At 38.2% G+C, this 22,249-nt stretch carries 22 protein-coding genes; 12 read left to right on the top strand and 10 right to left on the bottom strand.

All coding sequences use genetic code 11. The features are described from left to right. Positions 1–32 precede the first annotated feature (32 nt). The 3 genes from pepT to asd form a co-directional block, all read right to left on the bottom strand. Positions 33–1,268, bottom strand: a complete 1,236-nt coding sequence (gene pepT, locus JEP71_RS13860) for a peptidase T (protein WP_232797631.1) — start codon at positions 1,266–1,268, stop codon at positions 33–35. 40 nt (positions 1,269–1,308) lie between these two features. After that, positions 1,309–2,853, bottom strand: coding sequence for an AbgT family transporter (locus tag JEP71_RS13865; RefSeq protein ID WP_198620297.1), 1,545 nt, complete (start codon positions 2,851–2,853; stop codon positions 1,309–1,311). A gap of 461 nt (positions 2,854–3,314) precedes the next feature. Continuing rightward, entirely contained in the window at positions 3,315–4,421 is a 1,107-nt protein-coding gene (gene asd / locus JEP71_RS13870) for an aspartate-semialdehyde dehydrogenase (protein ID WP_100157779.1), read from the bottom strand. 471 nt (positions 4,422–4,892) lie between these two features. On the opposite strand from asd, the gene JEP71_RS13875 reads away from it, so the two are divergent. Next, positions 4,893–5,456 carry a class I SAM-dependent methyltransferase gene (locus tag JEP71_RS13875; RefSeq protein ID WP_109373362.1) on the top strand — a complete coding sequence of 188 codons (564 nt, stop codon included), beginning with the start codon at positions 4,893–4,895 and terminating at the stop codon, positions 5,454–5,456. Positions 5,457–5,506: 50 nt separating this feature from the next. Here the strand turns inward: JEP71_RS13875 and pdxR are convergent, their stop codons facing one another. Next, complete coding sequence (gene pdxR, locus JEP71_RS13880; protein ID WP_198626398.1) at positions 5,507–6,994, bottom strand: MocR-like pyridoxine biosynthesis transcription factor PdxR; 1,488 nt, start codon at positions 6,992–6,994, stop codon at positions 5,507–5,509. Positions 6,995–7,125: 131 nt separating this feature from the next. Here pdxR and JEP71_RS13885 point away from each other — a divergent pair, with 131 nt between their 5' ends. Continuing rightward, positions 7,126–7,584 (top strand): GNAT family N-acetyltransferase, encoded by a 459-nt coding sequence (locus JEP71_RS13885; RefSeq protein WP_109373364.1) that lies wholly within the window; start codon positions 7,126–7,128, stop codon positions 7,582–7,584. Between the two features lie 94 nt (positions 7,585–7,678). Here the strand turns inward: JEP71_RS13885 and JEP71_RS13890 are convergent, their stop codons facing one another. Continuing rightward, positions 7,679–8,416, bottom strand: coding sequence for a tetratricopeptide repeat protein (locus JEP71_RS13890; protein ID WP_198626399.1), 738 nt, complete (start codon positions 8,414–8,416; stop codon positions 7,679–7,681). Between the two features lie 108 nt (positions 8,417–8,524). On the opposite strand from JEP71_RS13890, the gene murQ reads away from it, so the two are divergent. After that, positions 8,525–9,424 (top strand): N-acetylmuramic acid 6-phosphate etherase, encoded by a 900-nt coding sequence (murQ, locus tag JEP71_RS13895; protein WP_198626400.1) that lies wholly within the window; start codon positions 8,525–8,527, stop codon positions 9,422–9,424. A 102-nt stretch (positions 9,425–9,526) separates the two neighbouring features. On the opposite strand, the gene JEP71_RS13900 is transcribed toward murQ, so the two are convergent. Then, positions 9,527–10,390: a YicC/YloC family endoribonuclease gene (locus JEP71_RS13900; protein ID WP_196533674.1), complete on the bottom strand. Its 864-nt coding sequence runs from the start codon at positions 10,388–10,390 to the stop codon at positions 9,527–9,529. 126 nt (positions 10,391–10,516) lie between these two features. On the opposite strand from JEP71_RS13900, the gene rph reads away from it, so the two are divergent. Together rph and pyrE are read left to right on the top strand one after the other, a co-directional pair. Continuing rightward, positions 10,517–11,233: a ribonuclease PH gene (rph, locus tag JEP71_RS13905; RefSeq protein ID WP_072064701.1), complete on the top strand. Its 717-nt coding sequence runs from the start codon at positions 10,517–10,519 to the stop codon at positions 11,231–11,233. Positions 11,234–11,314: 81 nt separating this feature from the next. Further along, entirely contained in the window at positions 11,315–11,959 is a 645-nt protein-coding gene (gene pyrE, locus JEP71_RS13910) for an orotate phosphoribosyltransferase (RefSeq protein WP_099073912.1), read from the top strand. Positions 11,960–12,267: 308 nt separating this feature from the next. Here pyrE and slmA read toward each other — a convergent pair whose 3' ends face one another. The 3 genes from slmA to coaBC form a co-directional block, all read right to left on the bottom strand. Next, positions 12,268–12,870: a nucleoid occlusion factor SlmA gene (gene slmA, locus JEP71_RS13915; protein ID WP_109373373.1), complete on the bottom strand. Its 603-nt coding sequence runs from the start codon at positions 12,868–12,870 to the stop codon at positions 12,268–12,270. A 112-nt stretch (positions 12,871–12,982) separates the two neighbouring features. Then, a complete protein-coding gene (gene dut, locus JEP71_RS13920) occupies positions 12,983–13,441 on the bottom strand; it encodes a dUTP diphosphatase (RefSeq protein WP_088494130.1) in 459 nt (152 codons plus the stop codon). After that, a complete protein-coding gene (gene coaBC, locus JEP71_RS13925) occupies positions 13,425–14,636 on the bottom strand; it encodes a bifunctional phosphopantothenoylcysteine decarboxylase/phosphopantothenate--cysteine ligase CoaBC (RefSeq protein WP_198626401.1) in 1,212 nt (403 codons plus the stop codon). The genes dut and coaBC overlap by 17 nt, the downstream gene beginning before the upstream one ends. A 302-nt stretch (positions 14,637–14,938) precedes the next feature. On the opposite strand from coaBC, the gene radC reads away from it, so the two are divergent. The 7 genes from radC to JEP71_RS13960 all read left to right on the top strand — a co-directional run bounded on the left by radC (position 14,939) and on the right by JEP71_RS13960 (position 20,966). Beyond that, entirely contained in the window at positions 14,939–15,610 is a 672-nt protein-coding gene (gene radC / locus JEP71_RS13930; protein WP_198620306.1) for a RadC family protein, read from the top strand. A 247-nt stretch (positions 15,611–15,857) separates the two neighbouring features. After that, a complete protein-coding gene (rpmB, locus tag JEP71_RS13935) occupies positions 15,858–16,094 on the top strand; it encodes a 50S ribosomal protein L28 (RefSeq protein ID WP_036914542.1) in 237 nt (78 codons plus the stop codon). An 11-nt stretch (positions 16,095–16,105) separates the two neighbouring features. Beyond that, positions 16,106–16,273 (top strand): 50S ribosomal protein L33, encoded by a 168-nt coding sequence (gene rpmG, locus JEP71_RS13940; protein ID WP_006534250.1) that lies wholly within the window; start codon positions 16,106–16,108, stop codon positions 16,271–16,273. Between the two features lie 149 nt (positions 16,274–16,422). Then, complete coding sequence (locus tag JEP71_RS13945) at positions 16,423–17,550, top strand: glycosyltransferase family 4 protein (RefSeq protein ID WP_198620307.1); 1,128 nt, start codon at positions 16,423–16,425, stop codon at positions 17,548–17,550. 138 nt (positions 17,551–17,688) lie between these two features. Then, entirely contained in the window at positions 17,689–18,690 is a 1,002-nt protein-coding gene (locus JEP71_RS13950; protein ID WP_198626402.1) for a glycosyltransferase family 9 protein, read from the top strand. Between the two features lie 3 nt (positions 18,691–18,693). Continuing rightward, positions 18,694–19,797 (top strand): glycosyltransferase family 4 protein, encoded by a 1,104-nt coding sequence (locus JEP71_RS13955; RefSeq protein WP_198620309.1) that lies wholly within the window; start codon positions 18,694–18,696, stop codon positions 19,795–19,797. Next, the gene (locus JEP71_RS13960) at positions 19,797–20,966 is read left to right on the top strand and encodes a glycosyltransferase family 4 protein (protein ID WP_198626439.1); all 1,170 of its coding nucleotides are present in this window, start codon (positions 19,797–19,799) and stop codon (positions 20,964–20,966) included. The genes JEP71_RS13955 and JEP71_RS13960 overlap by 1 nt, the downstream gene beginning before the upstream one ends. 1 nt (position 20,967) lies before the next feature. On the opposite strand, the gene rfaL is transcribed toward JEP71_RS13960, so the two are convergent. Beyond that, positions 20,968–22,227, bottom strand: coding sequence for an O-antigen ligase RfaL (gene rfaL, locus JEP71_RS13965; RefSeq protein ID WP_198626403.1), 1,260 nt, complete (start codon positions 22,225–22,227; stop codon positions 20,968–20,970). Between the last annotated feature and the right edge of the window lie 22 nt (positions 22,228–22,249).

A 22,249-nucleotide genomic window follows, 5' to 3' on the forward strand; every position in this document is an offset into this window, starting at 1 on the left:
GCTCCGCTTTTTTGTTGGCTACAACAATCACACTATCCGCGTTGTCCAGCCAAACGGCACAGCATTTCTGTCACTAAATAGCTCTTTTCAAATGAGCTAACAGGTAAAAATTCAAAACGAGAGTGGAAATTCAGTGCACCAGTGAAATAGTTTGGTGTGAGTAATCCTCTTGCTGAAAGCGCAGAGCCATCTGTACCTCCTCGCATTGGGATCACATTAGGTTGAATATTTAATTGTTTTAATGCTTCAAAAATAAGTTCGATAGCAGTGCGATCTTCTCCAATCGAATCACTGATATTGCTATACACATCGACAATCTCATAGTTGATTTGTGCACGAGGATGGCGAGCTTGGATCAAAGCAACAGACTGTTTAATAAACTGTTTACGAGCTTCATAACTTTGTTTATCAAAGTCACGAATAGCCATTTTAATCACTGCATTATCAGGATTGGCTATTAAATCGGTGACATAGAAATAACCTTCTCGATGCTCGGTATGCTCTGGTGTATCAAAGCGGTCAAAACAGCCAATAAAATCATGAGCAACACGAATTGGGTTTAACAATACATTTTTCGCGGACATTGGGTGCGCAGTAACACCTTTTACAGACACTTTAATTGACGCGGCATTGAAGGTTTCATACACCACTTCACCTAATGCACAACAATCAATAGTGTAAGCAAAATCAACGTCAAAGCGAGATAAATCCATCAGTTTAGAACCGCGTAATCCAATTTCTTCATCGGGTACAAACGCGACATAGATATCGCCACAATCAAAATCAGCTTGTTGCAGTTTATCCATTAATTCCATCACAACGGTGATCGCCGCTTTATTATCAGCCCCTAATACACTTGTGCCATCACTGAAAATAATCTCTTCACCGATATAAGGCACAGCTTCAGGGTGTTCTTGAGCTTTAAACCAGATGTCTTTCTCTTGGTTCAAGCAGAGATCTATACCTTCATAACGCAGTGTTTGAGGGTGAATATTGGGTGATATTCCCACATCAACCGTATCAAGATGAGCAACAAAACCCACTTTAGGCGCATTGGGATTATTACCTGGTCTCATCGCATATAAAATGGCATGAGAGTTGATATAAATATCTTTTAATCCATAAGTTTCTAGCTCTTTAGCCAGTAACTTTGCTAGCTCAAGTTGCCCTTGTGTGCTGGGTACCACAGAAGCAGATGCATCACTTTGGCTTTCAACTGCCAGATAACGGAAGAAACGCTGTTCTAACTTTTGACCTAGGGTGTTCATTATAATGTTGTTCCTAATACTGTTATTTTATAAGAATGATTTATGCAGGTTGCCATGTATATCCACTGTCAAAACCAAGAGGGATATCTAATCCCCAAAAGATAAACAGTGTGGTGGTTAATACAATAAGCAAGCCAATAGTAAAGGGGATCATCATTGAGCATAGTGTACCGATACCTGCACCTTTATAGTATTTTTGGCAATACATCAAAATCAGTGGATAGAATGGGAACATTGGTGTGCTCACATTCATTGCAGAATCACTAACACGGAACGCGGCTTGCGTTAATTCAGGTGAAATTCCGACAGCCATTAACATTGGCACTAATACTGGTGCAATCACTGCCCATTTCGATGTTGCTGAGGTGATCATGATATTTAAGATTGCAGTCAGCAATATCACACCCAACACAGTCATACCTGAAGGCATATTAAGCGTGCGCAGTAATTCCGCACCTGATAATGCTAATAGTGTACCTAAATTTGAGTGCTGAAAAGAGTAAAGAAATTGAGCCGCAAAAAAGGCGAAAACGATAAATGGGATCAGTGATTTGGTGATATTTTCCATTGCTTTGACAATATCTTTTGTAGACGCAAAAGACTTTGTCATATAGCCATAAATTAAACCGGGTACAGAAAAGAAGATAAACAGTAAAGGCACCACAATTTGCATAATTGGGGCTTTAGGGCTGGTTAAACTGCCTTCTGGTGAACGTAATGGTGAGGTTTCTGGTAATAACAGTGCAAATAAACCAATTCCCATTAGCACCACTGCCCAACCCGCAAAACGGAATGCCCGTTTTTCTATTGGTGTGATTTCACCTAACTCTGCATCTTTAGTATCAATACTAGAAGAGAAAGGGCAGTTTTTATTTAACCAAGGCTCTACAATTTTTTCAGTGATATACCAACAAGTTAAAATAACGCCAAATGTTCCACCTACGCTAAAAAAGTAGTTACATAAAACGTTAACACTATATCCCGGAGCCATAATTTGTGCTGCTTCTTGAGTAAAGCTTTGCATTATTGGGTCAATAATTGACGGTGTATAACTTGCTGTAAATCCACCCGCCAAACCTGCAAATGAGGCTGCGATACCAGCTAAAGGATGACGACCACTGGCATAGAACATCATCGCAGAGACTGGCATAAGAATAACGTAAGCAGAGTCGGAAGCTAAGTGTGCAACAATACCAACAAAAACAACCGTTGGTGTCAGCATTTTAGGAGAAATAAACGAAAGCATTTTTTTTAGAGCCGTTTTAATAAAACCGCTGCTTTCTGCAATACCAATTCCTAATGTTGCAACAATCGTTATTCCAAGTGGAGGAAAGCTAATGAAATTTTTCACCGCACTTGTCACAAATAATATGATCTCTTCATATTGAAACATATTAATAACGGCGATTTTCTCTTTAGTCACTGGGTGGAAATAATCAAAATGTACAAATGAGAGGAAGAATGAAAATATCCAGCAGATCACTAAGGCGTAAACGAACAACATCGTAACATCAGGCATGATATTACCAATGCGTTCGACTCGGTTTAAAAAACCTTTTTTATTGGGTTGTGTTTGTGTTGTCATATTTATAATGCGTCTTTTTATAAAAGTAATAAAAATCACCTTAAATAAATGACAATAAAAAGTAAATTTATTTTTAAATAATAAGTAGTTACCGAAGTTCATATAAAAGAAAGAGAAAAGGAATAATATATTAGAAATTATTATATTTAGATTTTTGTCGTCATTATTTTTCAGTTGTTAAAAAATGCTTTATTTATTTTTACTCTCTATTTTGAATAAAAATAGGTAGATTATGCTGAATAATCATCCTGAATTCTTTAGAGTTGTTTTTGAAATTATTGTAGAAAACTTGTTTTATAAAGATCTATAAAATTAAAAATAAATAAAATAAGAAAAATTAAAAAATAGTTTTATGAGAAAAAGATGTGAGGAAAATAAGAAATGAAGCTAATAACTATTGAAAATAAGAATATCAACCATTTCTATTTTCTTAAAATGGCCGATATTCTAAAGAATGAATTTTAACGCAGAATATTCAACATACGACGTAAAGGCTCTGCGGCACCCCATAACAGCTGGTCACCCACTGTAAAGGCTGAAATAAATTCAGGGCCCATATTTAGTTTACGAATACGGCCTACTGGTGTGCTCAATGTACCTGTGACTGCTGCTGGTGTTAATTCACGCATAGTTAATTCACGATCATTAGGAATGACTTTTACCCAATCATTATGGCTTGCGAGTAACTGTTCAATCTCTGCAACAGGTAAGTCTTTTTTCAGTTTTAAGGTGAATGCTTGGCTATGGCAACGTAATGCACCAATACGAACACAAAGACCATCCACAGGAATGATATTAGAACCTGTATTTAGGATCTTGTTAGTTTCAGCTTGCCCTTTCCACTCTTCGCGGCTTTGGCCGTTTTCTAGTTGTTTATCAATCCAAGGGATCAAACTACCTGCAAGAGGAACACCAAATTGTTCGGTAGGCATTGTACCGCTGCGCGTAAAGTTAGTGACTTTACGTTCAATATCTAAGATTGCAGAGGCTGGGTTTTCTAGCTCTTTAACCACTTGATTATGTAAAGAACCCATCTGTGACAGTAGCTCTCTCATATGACGAGCACCAGCCCCAGACGCCGCTTGATAAGTAGATACGCTTGCCCATTCCACTAGATTGTTAGCAAACAGACCACCTAATGACATTAGCATTAAACTGACGGTGCAGTTACCACCGACAAAGGCTTTAATGCCTTTATTTAAGCTGTCTTGAATATGTTGTCCATTAACAGGATCGAGAATAATCACTGCATCATCATTCATACGCAGTGCTGATGCGGCATCAATCCAGTAACCTTGCCAACCGGCTTGGCGTAGTTTGGGATAGATTTCATTGGTGTAGTCACCACCTTGGCAACTAATAATAATATCGAGTGATGCTAAGGTATCAATGTCATAAGCATCTTGCAGAGTACTACGGTGATTACCATAAGCAGGTGCTGCTTCACCTAATTGAGATGTGGTGAAGAAAACAGGGTTTATCCCATCAAAATCACGTTCTTCAACCATTCTTTGCATTAAAACGGAGCCGACCATACCACGCCAGCCCACAAAACCAACATTTTTCATTGTAATTACCCTGTCTTTGTCTGTAGGAATAGTGAGAGACCTCACACTAACCTGACAAAATATAGAGATAGGTGCAAGTGAATTTATTGATTATTTGCCAAAGAATTAGAAGCGTTTCTTATAGTCTGCATAGAGTTAACAAAAGGAAACCACAGAACGAACAAATATCAATAATTTGTTAAAAGCAAAATGGATGAGTCATTAAAGTGTAAGAATATTCTGTTATTTCTTATTTCGTTTTTTTAATAAATAAAAATATATTCTTGTTTAAGAAAATAGAGTAAAAATAGAAAAATGTAAAATAGTGTAATATATAAGAAAAACGTATTTACTTAGATATGGCTCCAAGCTTTATACTGAAAAACGTTATCCAAGAGATGACATAAATTCATAAATAAAAAATAACGATGAATATTCTTCATTTTATCTGATTTTTATTTTACCTTGATAAAAAGGTTTTAGGAGGCGCAAATGGATATATCTACATTCATTCCATTATCTACATATTACTCATATTTAAAGCGGTTTGTGATTTCACCAACCACAATGGGTACTATCGCACCTTCATCTCGTTGGTTATGTTATGAAATGCTGGATAAACTCAACTGGCATCAAGATGTTCAAATTGCAGAATTAGGTGCGGGTACTGGCGTTATTACGCATCAAATTCTAAAAAGAATGTCTGCACATTCATCGTTAGATGTCTTTGAAATAGAACCGAGTTTCGCCACTGAACTGCGTAAAATTGATGATAAACGCTTAAGGATTTATACCACATCAGCAGAGAAATTAGATAGTCATTATAATATGATTATTTCAGGGCTTCCTTTTCTATCTATTAATCGAAAATTAGGATTAAAAATCTTAAAACGGGTTCATAGTGAGTTATTAAAAACACAGGGTTGCTTTGTTCTTTTTCAATATACAACGCGATATGAAAAGACATTATCTCGTTATTTTCATTTGGAAAAAAGACGTGTAATACGAAATGTTCCTCCTGCTTGGGTTTATTATTGCACACCAAAAATAAAATAGGGTGAATATAAAGCTTATTCGATTTTTATATTGTAAATAATCAATATTATTTATTCAGATAAAACTTGAGCAAGCCGCATAATACTGTTTTCAATTTCGGTAGGATTATGAGCCGCATATCCTAATAATACGCCTTGTTTAGGATAAGCTTGTATACAGTAACGTGATAAAGGCTGTATAGCTAAGCCAATTTCTTGCCCTTTTTTAACAATATATTCTTCTGTGTAGCCAGCTAGTAGCCAGCAGACAATATGGATCCCAGAGTCTGTCGGTTCAACACAGAAAACATGAGATAAATGTGTTTTTATGGCATTAGTTAATACTTGATAACGTTCATAGCAGGCTTTTCGTATTCGCCGAACATGGCGTGCATAATGACCTTGAGAAATAAACAGCGCTAATGTTGCTTGCTCTAAAAAGCCTGAGTGAGAGTCGGTGTAGTATTTAGCGACTTTAAAAACGTCAACTAAAGTTTGAGGTACGACTAAAAAGCCTAAACGAAACCCGGGATACATCATTTTTGAAAATGTACCAGCATAAATAACGCGCTGGTATTTATCTAAACCTTGTAGAGATTGAATGGGTTTGGAGTGATAGCGAAATTCGCTATTGTAGTCATCTTCAAAGATCCACACATCATGGGATGATGCCCACTCTAATAACGCAATACGGCGTGAAAGTGAGAGGGTATTACCTAAAGGGAATTGATGTGAAGGTGTTGTAAAAACAAGTTTTGCTTCAGGACACTGCTCTATTCCTTGAAAAATATCCATTCCATCAATATCTGAATTTATTGGGTGTGATTTTATACCATAAGATGTGAAGATCCCTCGTGCGCTGTCATAACCAGGATCATCTAACCAAACGGCATCGCCTTCTTTTAATAATACTCTGGTGGTGAGGTTAATCGCTTGCTGTGTTCCATTTACAATAATGATTTGTTCAGGTTGGCAATAAAGACCACGAGTTGATTGCATATATTGGCATATCATCTCTTTTAATGGGGTATAGCCTGTTGGCGAATTAAATGTTGCGAGTGCTTTTTTTGATTGCCGCCAAACACGCCCTAATAATCTTCCCCAAAGTTCATGTGGAAAAAGATCAACACATCCGACTCCGACGTGAAAAATAGGGTTACTGTTTATATTGGGTTGCGATTGTTGCCAAAAATCCTGTGCTTTTTGCATATTCGGATTTAGCATTTCTAACGGATTTTCTATTAACAAAGAAGAGGCTGGATTGGTTGTTTTAACCCACTTATAAGAAATAATGGCATCAGGGATTGTACTTGCGACAAAAGTACCTGCACCGCGTCGAGTAAATAAATAACCTTCATCAATTAAACGTTCAAATCCTGCAATAACCGAATTACGGGAAATCGACATCATTTCAGCTAAGGTACGGCTTGATGGTAAGCGACTACCAGAAGATAAACGCCCATCTAAAATAGCTTTTCTAATCGCGTGATAAATCTGAGAACCAATAGGTCCTTCCTCTAAAACAAGGTTAGGAAAATAAGCTGTTTTTTTCTGTTTCATAAAGTGGATCCTATAAAAACACAAAAAGTGTACCTTATTGAGAACCAAAATTAAACGTACTATGGCAACGATTAAAGGCAGGGTGATACCTTTTGTTTATACCGTTTATGAAAGTAGAAGGAAGCGAAGAGATGAGCACAACACCAATAACTGTTTCAATTCAGTTTGTTGAACAAGCGCATTATGCTCAATGGTTGCCACATTGGTTAAGTTATCAAGCATTTTATAAAGTTGAGTTATCAGAAGAAATTACATTAAAAACATGGGCACGTTTTTTTGATGAAAAAGAGCCTGTTTATTGTGCCGTAGCGATGGAAGGTGAAAAGGTATTGGGTTTTGTTCATTACCTTTTTCATCGTTCAACATGGGCTGAAAGTGATTTTTGTTATTTAGAAGATTTATTTGTTTCACCAGATATACGCGGTCGCCACGTAGGTAAGCAACTTATTGAATTTGTTAATCAACAAGCAAAACAGCGTGATTGTGCTCGTTTATATTGGCATACACAGGAAACCAACTTACGCGGTCAACGTTTATATAACTGGGTGGCAGAAAAACCAGGTGTGATTGAATACCGTATGGCGCTGTAAAAGAACGTTAGGTAGGGCAGATAGGGTATAAAAGAGATGGCAATATTTACCATCTCTTTTCTGAGTTAGGGTTATTTATTAGATTAAATTTCGGTTAATTAAATGCTTGTTGGCAATAGAATTCATTGCCAACTTTTTTGGCTTCTTCACAAGCCTGTTTCATTAATTCATCAGCTTTTTGCTTATTTTGTTCGATAATATGATATTGACCAGAGAACATAAAAGAGGCCATTGCTTGAGCAAATCCTTCAAAAGTTATTTCGTTGGCTTTTGCAAACCACATATTCGCTTTTTTAGTATCTACAGGGACATTACCTACTCCGCTATAAAGAACACCTAACCAAATCGGCGCATAAACAAGTTCAGGTTGATGCGTTGCTGCGGCTTCTTCTAATAACGCAATTGCTTTTTTATAATCGGTTTCACCAGATAAAGGTGCTATCAGCGCTGTTGCTAGACTTATTTTTCCTCTTATGCTTCCTTTATTCGTTGCGATTGTTGCTAATTTTCTTGCATCAACATAATGATTTTTAAAATAAGGGTCAGTATTAAATAAATAGAGATCAGCAAGTAGTGCGTAGGCATCGGCATAATCATTTTTTATGGCTTCATTAGCCCACAGTTGTGCATTGAAGAGATTTTTTTCTACACCCGTTCCCATTAAATACATTTCAGCCAATTGATATTGAGCTTGTGCATTATGGTTTAGTGCTTCTGTGCGGGTTTGTTCAAACACTCTTTTTTCTTGTTCTTCAAAATTAGCATGCAAAGAAAAAGAGAAGAAAAGGGTCATTAAACTGATAAAGGTCGAAATAGATTTAATAAATGTCATGTAGAGTACCGTTTGTAATGATTTTGAAAATCTTACCAATAATAATGGTATAAAAGCAGTTTATTTCTTCGACTTAATCAAACAAATAACAATATTGGGAGAGCGATAATGGCGATTGACCTTAGCAATCTTGTCACTGAAAGTAGAAATCATAACAGTGAAAATATAGACACACTTTCAACATTCGATATGCTAAAAGTCATCAATAATGAAGATAAAAAAGTGCCATTAGCAGTCGAGAAAGCGTTACCTGAAATTGCTCAATTAGTTGATAAAGTTGCAATTGCTTTCTCTCAAGGTGGTCGCCTTATTTATTGCGGAGCAGGTACATCGGGACGATTAGGGATTTTAGATGCCAGTGAATGCCCTCCAACTTATGGTACACCTCATGATATGGTGATTGGTTTAATTGCTGGTGGACACAAGGCTATTTTACAAGCTGTCGAGAATGCAGAAGATAATATTCAATTAGGTGAACAAGATTTACGCCAACTTAATTTTAATGAAAAAGATGTATTAGTGGGTATTGCTGCGAGTGGCAGAACCCCTTATGTCATTGGTGCTTTAAATTATGCAAAATCATTAGGGGCGACAATAGGTGCCATCAGCTGTAATCCTGAAAGCCCTATTGCACAAATTGCAGATATCGCTATTACACCGATTGTGGGAGCTGAGGTGGTCACAGGATCATCACGAATGAAAGCGGGCACAGCACAAAAGCTTATCTTAAATATGATAACAACGGCTGCGATGATAAAAATCGGCAAAGTGTTTGGTAATTTGATGGTGGATGTTGAAGCCACCAATGCCAAGCTTGTTGAGCGCCAAGTTCGTATTGTGATGCAAGCAACAGAGTGTGAAAGAGCTATTGCTGAAGAAGCGTTATCACAATGTCAGCGTCACTGTAAAACGGCAATTTTGATGATCTTAGCAAACGTAGATGCACAGCAAGCCACGCAGATGCTTAACCAAAATAAAGGATTTATTAGAAAGGCGTTGGGTGAGTGATTTTCATTTATTAAAGAGAATGTTAAATTTTATTCTTGATAAAAGCCAGCTAATACAAGGTATTGGCTGGCTTAATGATGGGCTGTAAACAGCTAAGAAATCTTACTCAATATTTTGGATCTGCTCGCGCATTTGTTCAATTAAAACTTTTAATTCAATGGCTGAATTGGTGACTTCAGTATTAATTGATTTTGAGGCTAATGTGTTGGATTCACGGTTAAATTCTTGCATCATAAAGTCAAGACGACGACCTACCGCTTCTTTTTTAACAAGAATTTTGCGCGTTTCTTTAACGTGAGCTTCTAATCTATCCAATTCTTCTGCGACATCTAAGCGTTGCGCTAACATCACTAACTCTTGTTCTAAACGATTATTATCAATTTGAACCTGTGCTTCTTCTAATTTGCTGGTTAAGCGCTCGCGTTGCCATTGTAAAATTTCTGGCATTTGAGCTCTTACTTTAACGACTTCTGCGCTAACCGCATCTAAACGTTGCTCGATAAGTTCTTTGAGTGATTGTCCTTCGGCTTCACGACTAGCAATAAAAGCATCGATTGCTAGATCTAATTCGGCTAAAAGTTCAGTACCAATCGCATCTAAGTCTTGCTCTTGTGCTGAAATCACACCCGGCCAACGTAAAATATCAAAAGGGCTGATAGTGCCTTCATGGCTATGGCTTTTTACCCAATTGGCAGAAACAATCAGTTGTTTTGCGAGATTCTCATCAAGATTTAATTCACCTTGAAAGCGAGCATTAAGATCAAAACGTAAGTTACATTCAATTTTACCGCGCGTTAAGCGATTACGTAGACGTTCACGAATAACAGGCTCTAAACTACGTAATTGCTCAGGTAAACGAATATAAGTTTCAAGGTAGCGCTGGTTTACGGAACGCAGTTCCCAAGCGGCAGTGCCCCAGTCTTTTTTGATGTCTCGGCGAGCAAAAGCGGTCATGCTACGGATCATAATAGGGTCTCAATAATGTAAAAGATGATATGATTATAACCCTATGCATCAATACAAGGATAGGCATAAGCCATTTTAGGTCGTATAATGCGCCCCCAATATGTCAGAGAAAGCGGAGATAACACCATGCGTCCAGCAGACAGACAAGCAAACCAAGTACGTCCTATTACCATTACTCGCCACTATACAAAACATGCTGAAGGTTCTGTATTAGTCGAATTTGGTGATACTAAAGTCTTGTGTAATGCCACTGTAGAAGACGGTGTACCTCGTTTTCTGAAAGGACAAGGGCAAGGATGGGTGACCGCAGAATACGGCATGCTTCCTCGCGCAACAAATAGTCGTAATGCTCGTGAAGCGGCTCGCGGTAAACAAACGGGTCGTACTATGGAGATCCAGCGTTTAATCGCTCGCTCATTACGTGCCGCGGTTGATTTAAAAGCACTAGGTGAATTTACCATCACTGTAGATTGTGATGTTATCCAAGCGGATGGCGGTACACGTACTGCATCTATCTCTGGTGCTTGTGTCGCATTAGTTGATGCTTTAAATAAAATGGTTGAAGAAGGCAAACTGAAAAAAAGCCCTCTGAAATCAATGGTAGCTGCAGTCTCTGTGGGTATTGTTGATGGTGAACCATTATGCGATCTTGAATATGTTGAAGATTCAGCAGCAGAAACAGACATGAATGTGGTGATGATCGATGATGGTCGTATGATTGAAGTTCAAGGTACGGCAGAAGGCGCACCATTTAGCCATGAAGAATTACTTGCTTTACTCGCCCTTGCGAAGGGGGGATTAGAGAAAATATTTGAAGCGCAAAAAGAGGCGCTTAAGCAATAAATTCTATTTTTAAAGGCGACTGAGAAGTCGCTTTTTTTATGCCTAAAATTTGTCATCAAGTAACGTAGAGAGGAGAAAGAAATGAAAGCCTACCAACGCCGCTTTATCGAACTAGCATTAGCAAAAAATGTCCTGAAATTTGGTGAGTTCACGCTGAAATCAGGAAGGGTGAGTCCTTACTTTTTTAATGCCGGTTTATTTAATACAGGGCGTGATTTGGCTTTATTGGGGCAGTTCTATGCGCAAACATTATTAGATAATAATGTGTCTTGTGATGTGTTGTTTGGACCTGCTTATAAAGGGATCCCTATTGCAACTACAACGGCAGTCGCATTGGTTGAACATCATGATATCGATATCCCTTACTGTTTTAATCGCAAAGAGGCTAAAGATCATGGTGAAGGAGGAACATTAGTAGGAAGCCCATTGAAAGGTAATGTAGTGATTGTTGATGATGTCATTACAGCAGGTACTGCAATTCGTGAGTCAATGGAAATCATCAAACAGCATGATGCAACGCTTTCTGCGGTGTTATTAAGTTTGGATAGACAAGAGAAAGGGCGAGAAGAACTTTCTGCAATACAAGAGTTAAAACGTGACTATCAATGCCAAGTGTATTCGATTATTACTTTGGATGATTTAATTAGCTACCTAAGTGAGAGTGAGACTCTGTCTGAGCATTTACCTGCGGTTAAAGCTTATCGTGAACGCTACGGTGTGAATTAATAAAGTTAATACGCGATAAACGAGTTGGCCGATTATAGATAAAAAAAAGCCCTCGCCCAATTATGGGCGGGGTGAGTAGTACAATGAATCTTCTGCGACAATTATCACAGATATTGAAATATAAAAAGGACTTTTACAGCAGGGGCAAAGCGAGTCGCTAATGCCACAATGTAGGAACTGCACGAGTGCCATTCCTGATAAATACATTTAGGTAACTATGTACCAGAGGACGCATGTTAACACAAATAAGAAAAAAACGGCATATCTGTAAATTTCAAATTGTTGAGTTAAATCACGAGTCCATCATTTCATTGTAACTGTGCCAAAATTAATGGCCAGCGGGCTTCAAATTCTTGAGTGGGTTGATAGCGAAATTCTGTGCGTACAAAGCGCGCTAGCATGCCTTCACAAAAAGCGAGTAATTGTGAAGCAAGTAATGCTTCATCATGTAAGAAGGCACTCCCTTCACGAATTTTACGTTCTTTGATAACTTGTCGAAGCTGGACTTCAATGCGTTCATAAAGCTGGTTTATTCGCCCTTGTAATCTGTCTTGTTCAAACATCAAAGCATGACCCGTTAAAATACGAGATAACCCTGGATTTTTTTCAGCAAAACCAAGGATCAAGACAAGAATTAAGCGAATTCTTGCCACAGCGTCTTTTTCGTCTTTTAAAATCAAATTAATACGAGAGACTAAGCTATCTTCGATAAACTCAATTAAGCTATCAAACATTTTGGTTTTACTTGGAAAATGTCGATAGAGCGCAGCTTCAGATACACCAACAGTAGCGGCAAGCTTCGCCGTTGTAATGCGCTGACTACCGTCACTTGATTCCAACATTTGGGCAAGTGACTGTAAGATTTCATCCCGTCTATTTCTTTTCTTTTTGGTTTCTTTTTCTTCTGCCATGACTGATAAGGCCCCTGCTAAAAGCAAAACAAATCAGTAAACCTTTGCACTAAGGTTTTTAGTGCAAAGGGAGTGATATCGTCATTGATATAATTAATGCAAGACGTCTTTATTATTGGCGGCCAGAGTGACCAAAGCCACCGCTACCACGTTCCGTTGCAGTAAAATCTTCAACAATATTAAATTCAGCTTGAACTACGGGCACGATGATCATTTGAGCAATACGTTCACCTGGTTCGATGGTGAATGCTGTTTGACCGCGATTCCAAACTGATACCATAAGTTGACCTTGGTAGTCAGAATCAATCAGTCCAACTAAGTTACCCAATACAACACCGTGTTTATGGCCTAAACCTGAACGAGGAAGCACCATTGCTGCTAATCCTTCATCGGCAATATGTACAGCAAGACCTGTAGGTAATAATTCGGTTTGCCCTGGTTCAAGAACCAATGGTGTATCAAGGCAAGCGCGTAAATCTAAACCAGCAGAGCCTGTTGTGGCATAAGCAGGAAGTGGATATTCTTGACCAATACGTGCATCAAGGATTTTAACATCAATTTTTTTCATCATAATGTTTGGCTATCTCGTCAAGTAGGCGATGGCTAAGTTGTGCTTTACTACTGTGTGGTAAGCGCGTTTCTCCATTAGCCCAAATAAGGTGTAATGCATTATTGTCACTGTTAAAGCCTTGATTTTCTGCTGAAACATCATTGGCACAGATCAAGTCGAGCTGCTTTTGTTCTCGTTTTTTGCGGGCATATTCTTCCACATTCTGGGTTTCAGCTGCAAATCCAACAACAAAAGGACGGTGTTCAACCATTTTTCCAACACTCGCGACAATGTCGGGGTTTTTTACCATAGTGATGGTGACTTCATCACCTTGTTTTTTTATTTTTTCAGTCGCGATAAGTTTAGCGCGGTAATCGGCAACAGCTGCACAACCAATAAAAATATCTTGTGAAGGTGCGATTAACATCACTTGTTCGTACATTTCTTGTGCGCTTTCAACGTCAATACGTTTAACACAAGTCGGTGTCGGTAATGTGACAGGTCCTGCGATAAGTGTGACATCAGCCCCACGTAATGCGGCTGCATGTGCAATTGCAAACCCCATTTTTCCTGAGCTATGATTGCTGATAAAACGCACTGGATCTAAGGCTTCACGAGTAGGCCCTGCGGTTATCGTGATTTTTTTACCGGCAAAATCTTGTGGCGGTAAAGCAAGTTGTTTTTCAGCTAATGAGACGAGAGTTAGAGGATCTAACATTCGTCCTGGGCCTACATCACCACAAGCTTGACTACCAGAGTCAGGCCCCCAAATTAAACAGCCACGTTGTTCTAAAGCAGATAAATTTTCTTGTGTAATTGTGGCTCTGTACATTTGCTGATTCATTGCAGGCGCAATAGCGATAGGCGCGCTACTCGCTAAACAGAGTGTGGTAAGTAAATCATTTGCCATACCCACTCGTAAACGTGCAATAAGATCGGCAGTCGCGGGTGCAAGTAGAATTAAATCAGCCCATTTACCTAATTCAATATGTCCCATAGCGGCCTCTGCTGCTGGATCAAGTAAATCATCAGCAACAGGAAAACCAGAAACCGCTTGTAGTGACAAAGGCGTCACAAATGCATGAGCAGCGGGTGTCATTACAACTCGTACAATTGCGCCTTTATCACGTAAACGGCGTACAAGTTCTGGTGCTTTATAGGCCGCGATACCACCACTGATACCAAGAATAATCTTTTTGTCGTGAAGTGTAGTCATGATGAAATGCCTAAGTACATAAATAATTGCCCGTAATTTTACCACAAGGTAATCGTGAATTCGGAATTCTATGTAACTTCATGTTTTATAGGTTAAATTTTTGCGATTCATCTCGCATAAATTTGATATGTGTCTTTTTTATACAAGATTAGCAGTTTATAGTAAATTAACTGTATAAAACAACAGTTGTTTTGCGATTAGCATTTAATGATGAGTAATGTTTCCCCTAAATCCTATTGATTATGTGAATAAATAAAATAGATCATTAATGCCACTACCTTTACTTATTAAGGAGTCCACGGATGGAAAATCAATCGATTAGTGAACTTTTACCTAGAGAAAAACTATTACTTTATGGCGTGGAATCACTCACTGATATTGAGTTATTGGCGCTCTTTTTACGCACCGGCACTTATGAAAAATCTGTATTAGAGCTTGCTGCTTTTTTACTTAAAGAATGTGGCTCTCTTTATCACGTTATTAATGCTGATTATGAAACATTAGGGCGTTTTAAAGGTGTTGGCGTGGGAAAGTTTACCCAGTTGCAAGCTATCAATGAAATGGCTCAGCGTTTTTCTACAACACAATTTATGTATAAAAATGTACTTTCTTCTTCCGAAGACACAAAATATTACTTGCAAAAATTACTTCATTGGCGAGACCGAGAGGTGTTTGTGGTGTTGTTTCTTGATAATCAAAACCAATTGATTGCATTTGAAGAAATGTTTAAAGGAACAATTAACCGAGTAGAGGTTCATCCGAGAGAAATTGTCCGTCAATCGATAAAAAAGAATGCAACATCTATCATTCTTGCTCATAATCATCCCTCTGGTCATTCAGAACCAAGCCTTGCAGATAAACAATTGACTGAAAAAATTTTTACTGCTTGTCAGTTGGTTGGCATAAATGTACTCGATCACCTTGTGATAGGGCATGATAACTGTGTTTCTTTTGCAGAACGTGGTTGGTTATAGCAAATATTTTTGTAATTATTGTCAATCTTTATTTGTACGGGTCTTGAGCGTTGAGGCCATTGGGCGTATACTACGCCACCTTTGAGGATCTTGGGTTTGGCGAGAAGAGCCTATCTCAGCAAGTTTTTTCTGAGGTGTTTACACAGTTTTTCAATCGTTAAAAGTTGCTGAGATGGGCTCCAAAGCCTGACGAGGCGGTCAAACCTGATATTAAAGCTCGAGCTGATTAGATTTTTGGAGAATAGACATGTCCCGAGTCTGCCAAGTTACCGGCAAGCGTCCTGTGAGTGGAAACAACCGCTCTCACGCATTAAACGCGACTAAACGCCGTTTTCTGCCAAACCTGCACTCTCACCGTTTCTGGGTTGAGTCTGAGAAACGTTTCGTAACTCTGCGTGTATCTGCTAAAGGTATGCGTGTGATTGATAAGAAAGGCATCGAATCTGTATTAGCAGATTTACGTGCCCGTGGTGAGAAGTTCTAAGGAGCTGAAAAATGGCTAAAGGTATTCGCGAGAAAATTAAACTCGTTTCTTCTGCTGGTACAGGTCACTTCTATACCACTACGAAGAACAAACGCACTATGCCAGAAAAACTGGAAATGAAAAAATTCGATCCAGTTGTTCGTCAACATGTGCTTTATAAAGAAGCTAAAATTAAATAATTTTAGTTTTCTTAAAAAACCCGACCTTAGTGTCGGGTTTTTTGTTATCTGGAGCCCGCTAAGTATAACAAAGTAAAGCTATTGTGATCTTCGCTTACTCTTTAGTTATACTATGGCTCTTTTAAAATCATCGGGTGAATGGATTGCGGATGAGCAAGTCAGTATTATCAATATTACACACAGAGTCATCTTGTGGCTGGGGTGGTCAGGAAATTCGAATACTGACGGAATCTCAAGGCATGATCCGCAGAGGGCACCGAGTTGCATTAGTGTGTTGCCCTACATCTAAAGTTGCTAAGGCTGCACCGGATTATGGTATTGAGGTTTTCACTCTACCGATTGAAAAAAAACGCGGTTCAGCATTAAAAGCACTTCGCCAATGGTTAAAGTTACATCGTCATCAATTTGATGTTATCAATACCCATAGTTCAACTGATGCATGGTTAGTTGCCGCTTCTTGTGCCACATTACGTCATTCACCCGTTATTGTTCGAACTCGTCATGTTTCTACGGATGTTTCACGTTTATTACCAACACGATGGCTTTATCTTTCATCCAGTGCCCATATTGTGACAACGGGTGAGAAATTACGCCAGACACTCCATCAGCATAATAAATTTCCATTAGAAAAAATGACATCAGTTCCTACAGGAATTGATTTGCAACGTTTCTTTCCACAAGATAAACAAAAAGCTAGAGAGAAAATTGGAATACCAAATAAACCGACATTAGGTATTGTTGCGACTATGCGAGTATGGAAGGGACATAAATATTTAATAGAAGCATGGAAATTGTTACATCAGCAGTTTCCAGACTGGCAATTAATTTTTGTAGGTGATGGACCTCAGCGTAAAAACCTAGAGCCAATGGTGAAAGAGGCTGGTTTAGAACAGAGTATCTTTTTCCTTGGTAATCGTAATGATGTGCCTGATTGTTTAAATGCAATGGATCTCTTTGCGTTACCCTCTTTTGGTAATGAAGGTGTGCCACAAGGTATTATGCAGGCGATGGCATGTGGTTTACCTGTCGTGTCAACTACGGTTGGCGCGATTAGCGAAGCAGTTATTGATGGTAAAACAGGATTTACATTAGTACCGCAAGTACAAGAATTATTAACCCGTCATTTAGCTAAATTAATGAGCTCAGATGAATTGCGTGAACAAATGGGAAAAGCAGCGCTTGAACATGCCGTTTCACGATTTAGTTTAGATAATATGTTAGATAAGATGGAAAGGATCTTTATTCAGGCAATCAACAATAAAAATAAATCAGTATGATTCATGTTGATAATAAAGCCGTGAAACGATTATCTCTATTATCAACTTGGTGTATTCATCTTATTGATGAATATTTGTAATACTTTTTAGTGTATAGTCTGAGAAGTAAATGTATCATTTAAGCCAAATAAAAAGCATATGGATCCGAAAAATATATTGGTTATAGCGGTAGCGCGTTTTGGTGATACATTACTTATCACTCCCGTTATTCATGCCTTAAAACAGCGCTGGCCCAATGCTCATATTCATGTATTTGCACATAAGCGTAGCGCATGCATTCTTGAGCATAACCCTGATATTGATAGCATTAGGCATTTTTCTAAAAAAAGGGCGGTTTGGGCTGGTTGGTTACCTCATAAGCCTTATGATTTGGCTTTGGTATACGGTAATGATCGTGATTTGGTGAATTATGCTCGTCGCCAATCTCATCATACCGTTGCTTTTGCTGATATTTCTCAGCAACAAGGCAATGTGACTTGGGTTGCTCGTCCCAAGTCGCCGATAGTTGCACAAAAAGAACGTGCCTTATTAATTAATGCATTAGGGATTTATCCGAGTTGTTGGCAATTGCGTTACTTTATCAATGAGGGAGAAGCGACTTTTGCACAACAGTTTTTAAAAGATAATTCATTAATTAATAAGAATATTATTGGTTTTCAACTGCAAAGTTTTCCAGCTAAAGCCTATCGAGATTGGCCTGTGGAAAATTTTCTACAATTAGCAAAACAGATTATTACCCATGACGCGAGTGCGTACTTTTTGCTATTAGGTAGTAAGGAAAGTGAACAATTATCCATTGATTTAGCTAAACAAATGGGTGAACAACATTGTTTAGCCTTAGCGGGTCGAGTTTCAATGCGGCAAAATGCGGCAATTATGGCGAATTTATCGCTTTATGTTGGGGTAGATACAGGTCCCACACATTTAGCTGGGGCTTTAGATATCCCAATGGTGGCGTTATATCATAGTTATCACCCAGGGTGTTATTTAGCGCCATTACAGCATTCTTGTTGTCAGGTTATCCAGCATCCAACGTCGTTGGACAATGCCCGCCGTGAAGATAATATGGCTGATATATCAGTCGAAGAAGTGTGGGGTGCAGTGCGTAATATCATTGATGGAATGAAGGTGAAAAAGTAATCCATGAAGATCGGTATAATTGATGTCACAATCACCATGTCTTATGGCGGGATCCAAACAGCGGTTTGGGAACTGGCTAAGCAATTGCATGATGCGGGGCATGAAGTTCATCTTTATGGTGGTAATGGCGATATTCGACACAATCTGGCTGGACGCCAAATACAGGTACACACTTATCCTTATACACCGCGAGATAAAGTTATCGATCTTGGTGGTCGTTTTCGTCGTATTGTTGAGCGCTACACTTTTGCACGACACGCTAAAAAAGATGTTATCAATCAAAAATTCGATTGGGTTATTTTAACGAAACCTTTTGATTTTTTTTGGCCTTCTATGATGCCTAAATCATCCTCAACGCGTTTTTGCTATATGAGTGGAGGAACCAGCTTTTTTAAAGGTGATCGCAGATTAGGTAAAAAGATTTCAGCATGGGTAGCATGTAGCCATTTTAATGCTTGGCAAATCCAACATCATTTTAAGCAATTCCCTAGTGTGATTTATAATGGTGTGGATATTGAAAAATTTAAACCTATGACTACCTCGTTACGTGAGCAATTAGGAATAGGTGAGTCTACTTTTTTACTCTCATTTGCTGGACGATTAGTTGGTTGGAAAGGCTTGAGTGTCGCAATAGATGCCATTGAAAAGCTAAAAGGTGAAGATGTTAAGCTCTTGATTATCGGTACGGGTGATGATCTAGAACGATTGAAGAGTAAATCGGTAGCGAAAGGCGTTGCTGAACAAGTTATTTTTCATCAGCCCGTTGAGCATAACCAATTACCTGAATTTTATGCAGCCAGTGATGCTGGTATTTTCCCAAGTACTGGGGATGAAGCATTTGGTATTACGATTGCAGAGGCAATGGCGTGCGCCAAACCGGTTATTGCGAGCCATATCGGGGGTATTCCTGAAGTGGTGGGTAATGAGGGCACTGCAGGGTTATTGGTCGCACCAGGCAATGCAGATGAAATTGTGATGGCAGTTAATCATCTTCGCCAATTACCCGACAGAGGTAAAACAATGGGCGAGAATGCACGTTCACGTATAGAAACACGTTATACTTGGCAACATTCTGCACAACGTTTATTACAGACATTGGCGTCATAATAATGAAGATTGCCTATCTTGATCCTTACCCAGTTCCTGACTTACGAGTTGCTTCATTGCAAATTTTGCAAAATGTTGATGCTTTTGCCAGAGCGGGGGCACATGTCACTTTAGTTACACCAAAAGGACAATATCGAGATAGCGATATATTAGGTCGTTCAATCCATGCTAATGCAAGTTTAGTTTCCTTAAGAGATATTCGTCGTAAATGGTATTTTCCATTTAATTCACAAAAACTTTTCTCATTACAGATAGCGCGTTGGGTTAAGCAAAATAATGTTGATGCGTTGTTTACCCGTAATTTAAAACTGGCTTGTTATCTTTGTGAAAGCTATCCAGAAATTCCTCTTTTTTTTGAAAGCCATGAAATATTTGCGCAATCTTTTGCCGAGTCTCATTCATTTGAGAAAAAAAAGAATCGTGCTAAATATCATAAGTTATTAAAAATGGAAAAATTGGTTTACAGCCAAGCGACAGGTATTTTTGTTCTTACTTCATTACTCAGAGATGATATTGTTTCGCAATATCAAGTTACTACACCAATAACGGTTGTCCCTGATGGTGTTGATTTACATGCCGCGACGGATTATCAGATTACTCCTTCTTTATTAGATAAAACTATAACTGAAGTGCTGTATTTAGGTAGCCTGCATAAATGGAAGGGTATTCCTACCATGATGCGAGCAATGAAATATCTTGATAACGCACGGTTGAATATCGCAGGGGGAACGCCAGAGCAGATCGGAGGATTAACCTTATTAGCGCAAGAAATGGATGTAAAAGATAAGGTCAATTTTTTGGGGTTTATTGATCCGAAAAAACGCTTTGAAGCGATTGCTCAGCACGATATCTGTGTACTCCCACTGACGTTAACCAGTATTGGAAGCCGTTATACTTCACCACTTAAGTTATTTGAGTATATGGCGATGGAAAAACCTGTGGTGATTTCAGATTTTCCTTCAATCCGTGATGTTGTAGATGAAAAATCGGTAAGTTTTGCAGATAGTGGCGATGCACAAAGTTTTGCAAAACAGATAATACAGTTAAGAGATAATCCACAACGAGCAAGTGAAAAAACCGCCCATGCCCGCTCATTAGTTGAAAACTATTACAACTGGGATAAACGGGCTGAGGTTATTCTAAAGACAATAGAGACGTTAATTCAGTGATCTATTGCTGTTTATCTAACAGTGTTGCTGATTGATTATTGAGTAAAGCGTGTCGCAACGCCAACATTAATCCCACCAAAATACCCACCTGATTGATATAGGCATTTTCAAATAATCCACGCAGTACATAAACACCTAAAAATGACATCAATAACATTAAAGCAGCTTGGCGAATAATACCTTGGTTTTTTCTTATTAGCTGAATACCTTGGGCAATAATGGAAGAGCAAAAATAGAGAATACCAATCAACCCTAAAATACCACCTGCAAACCAGAAAGCTAAAAAGACATTGTGGGGTCCAATGGATTTTTTAAATATCCAATTCTTATGTTCTTTAATGCGCTCATTATAGACATTATGGTAAAGCTGATTGCCATAACCATAGCCTTTTATTGGTTGCTCTAAAATAAGATCTAAAGCAGAGCCTTGGGTGCCATTATCAAATCGATTTCCACTATTAGTTTGAGTTAATTTATTTTGTAAGTATCCAGGGATGATTTTAAAATAAGAATATTGAGTCGCAGAGATAAGTAAAAGTAAGCTAAATATTAGGCTTAATAAAAGTACTAGCCATTGACGATTTAACAGTAGTATAAATAGAGTAATTATTATTAATGATACCCATGCACCACGCGCTAATGTGGCAAAGATCAATACGATAAAAACTAATGTAATAAAGCTAAATATAATCCATTCAATTATATTATGATTTTTTCTTAATGACCAAATTGAGATAATGATTGGGAAAAAAAATAGCAAAGCATAAGATACTTCTCTATGAATTAATTGACTTGTTATTGTAAAGGGCCAAATATTCTGCTGGTACTCCAAATAATACTGCACTAACTCCTTAGCCATAATCACCAATAGCCCAATCGCAAACGCCACCATCACCATCTTTGCAATATCGGTCGGTTTTTCTTTATATAATACAATCGGAAAGGTAATAGAAAATAGCAGTAAGCCATTTAAAATAGGCTTATTTACTTCTTTAATACTAATACTGGGCTCGACAGAAATTAGGATGGAATAACCGATCACCAACAATAAAAACAGCAGTGAGAATGACAGGTTATTTTTAAATATTTTGCAGATAGTCTTAAAATCACGTACCAGATACCACAAAGCTGTTGCACCAATCAATCCCATCACAATATTTTTATAGCGAGTGATATCTGGTAAGTAGATCAATATAATGTAAAGCCCAATAATGGATAAATTCCACAGGGATTTTTTACTATAGTCTTTAAACACCATCATAATAATCTGCCATCATCCTTTA

The sequence above is a fragment of the Proteus sp. PR00224 genome (assembly GCF_016238105.1).
Lineage (GTDB): Bacteria > Pseudomonadota > Gammaproteobacteria > Enterobacterales > Enterobacteriaceae > Proteus.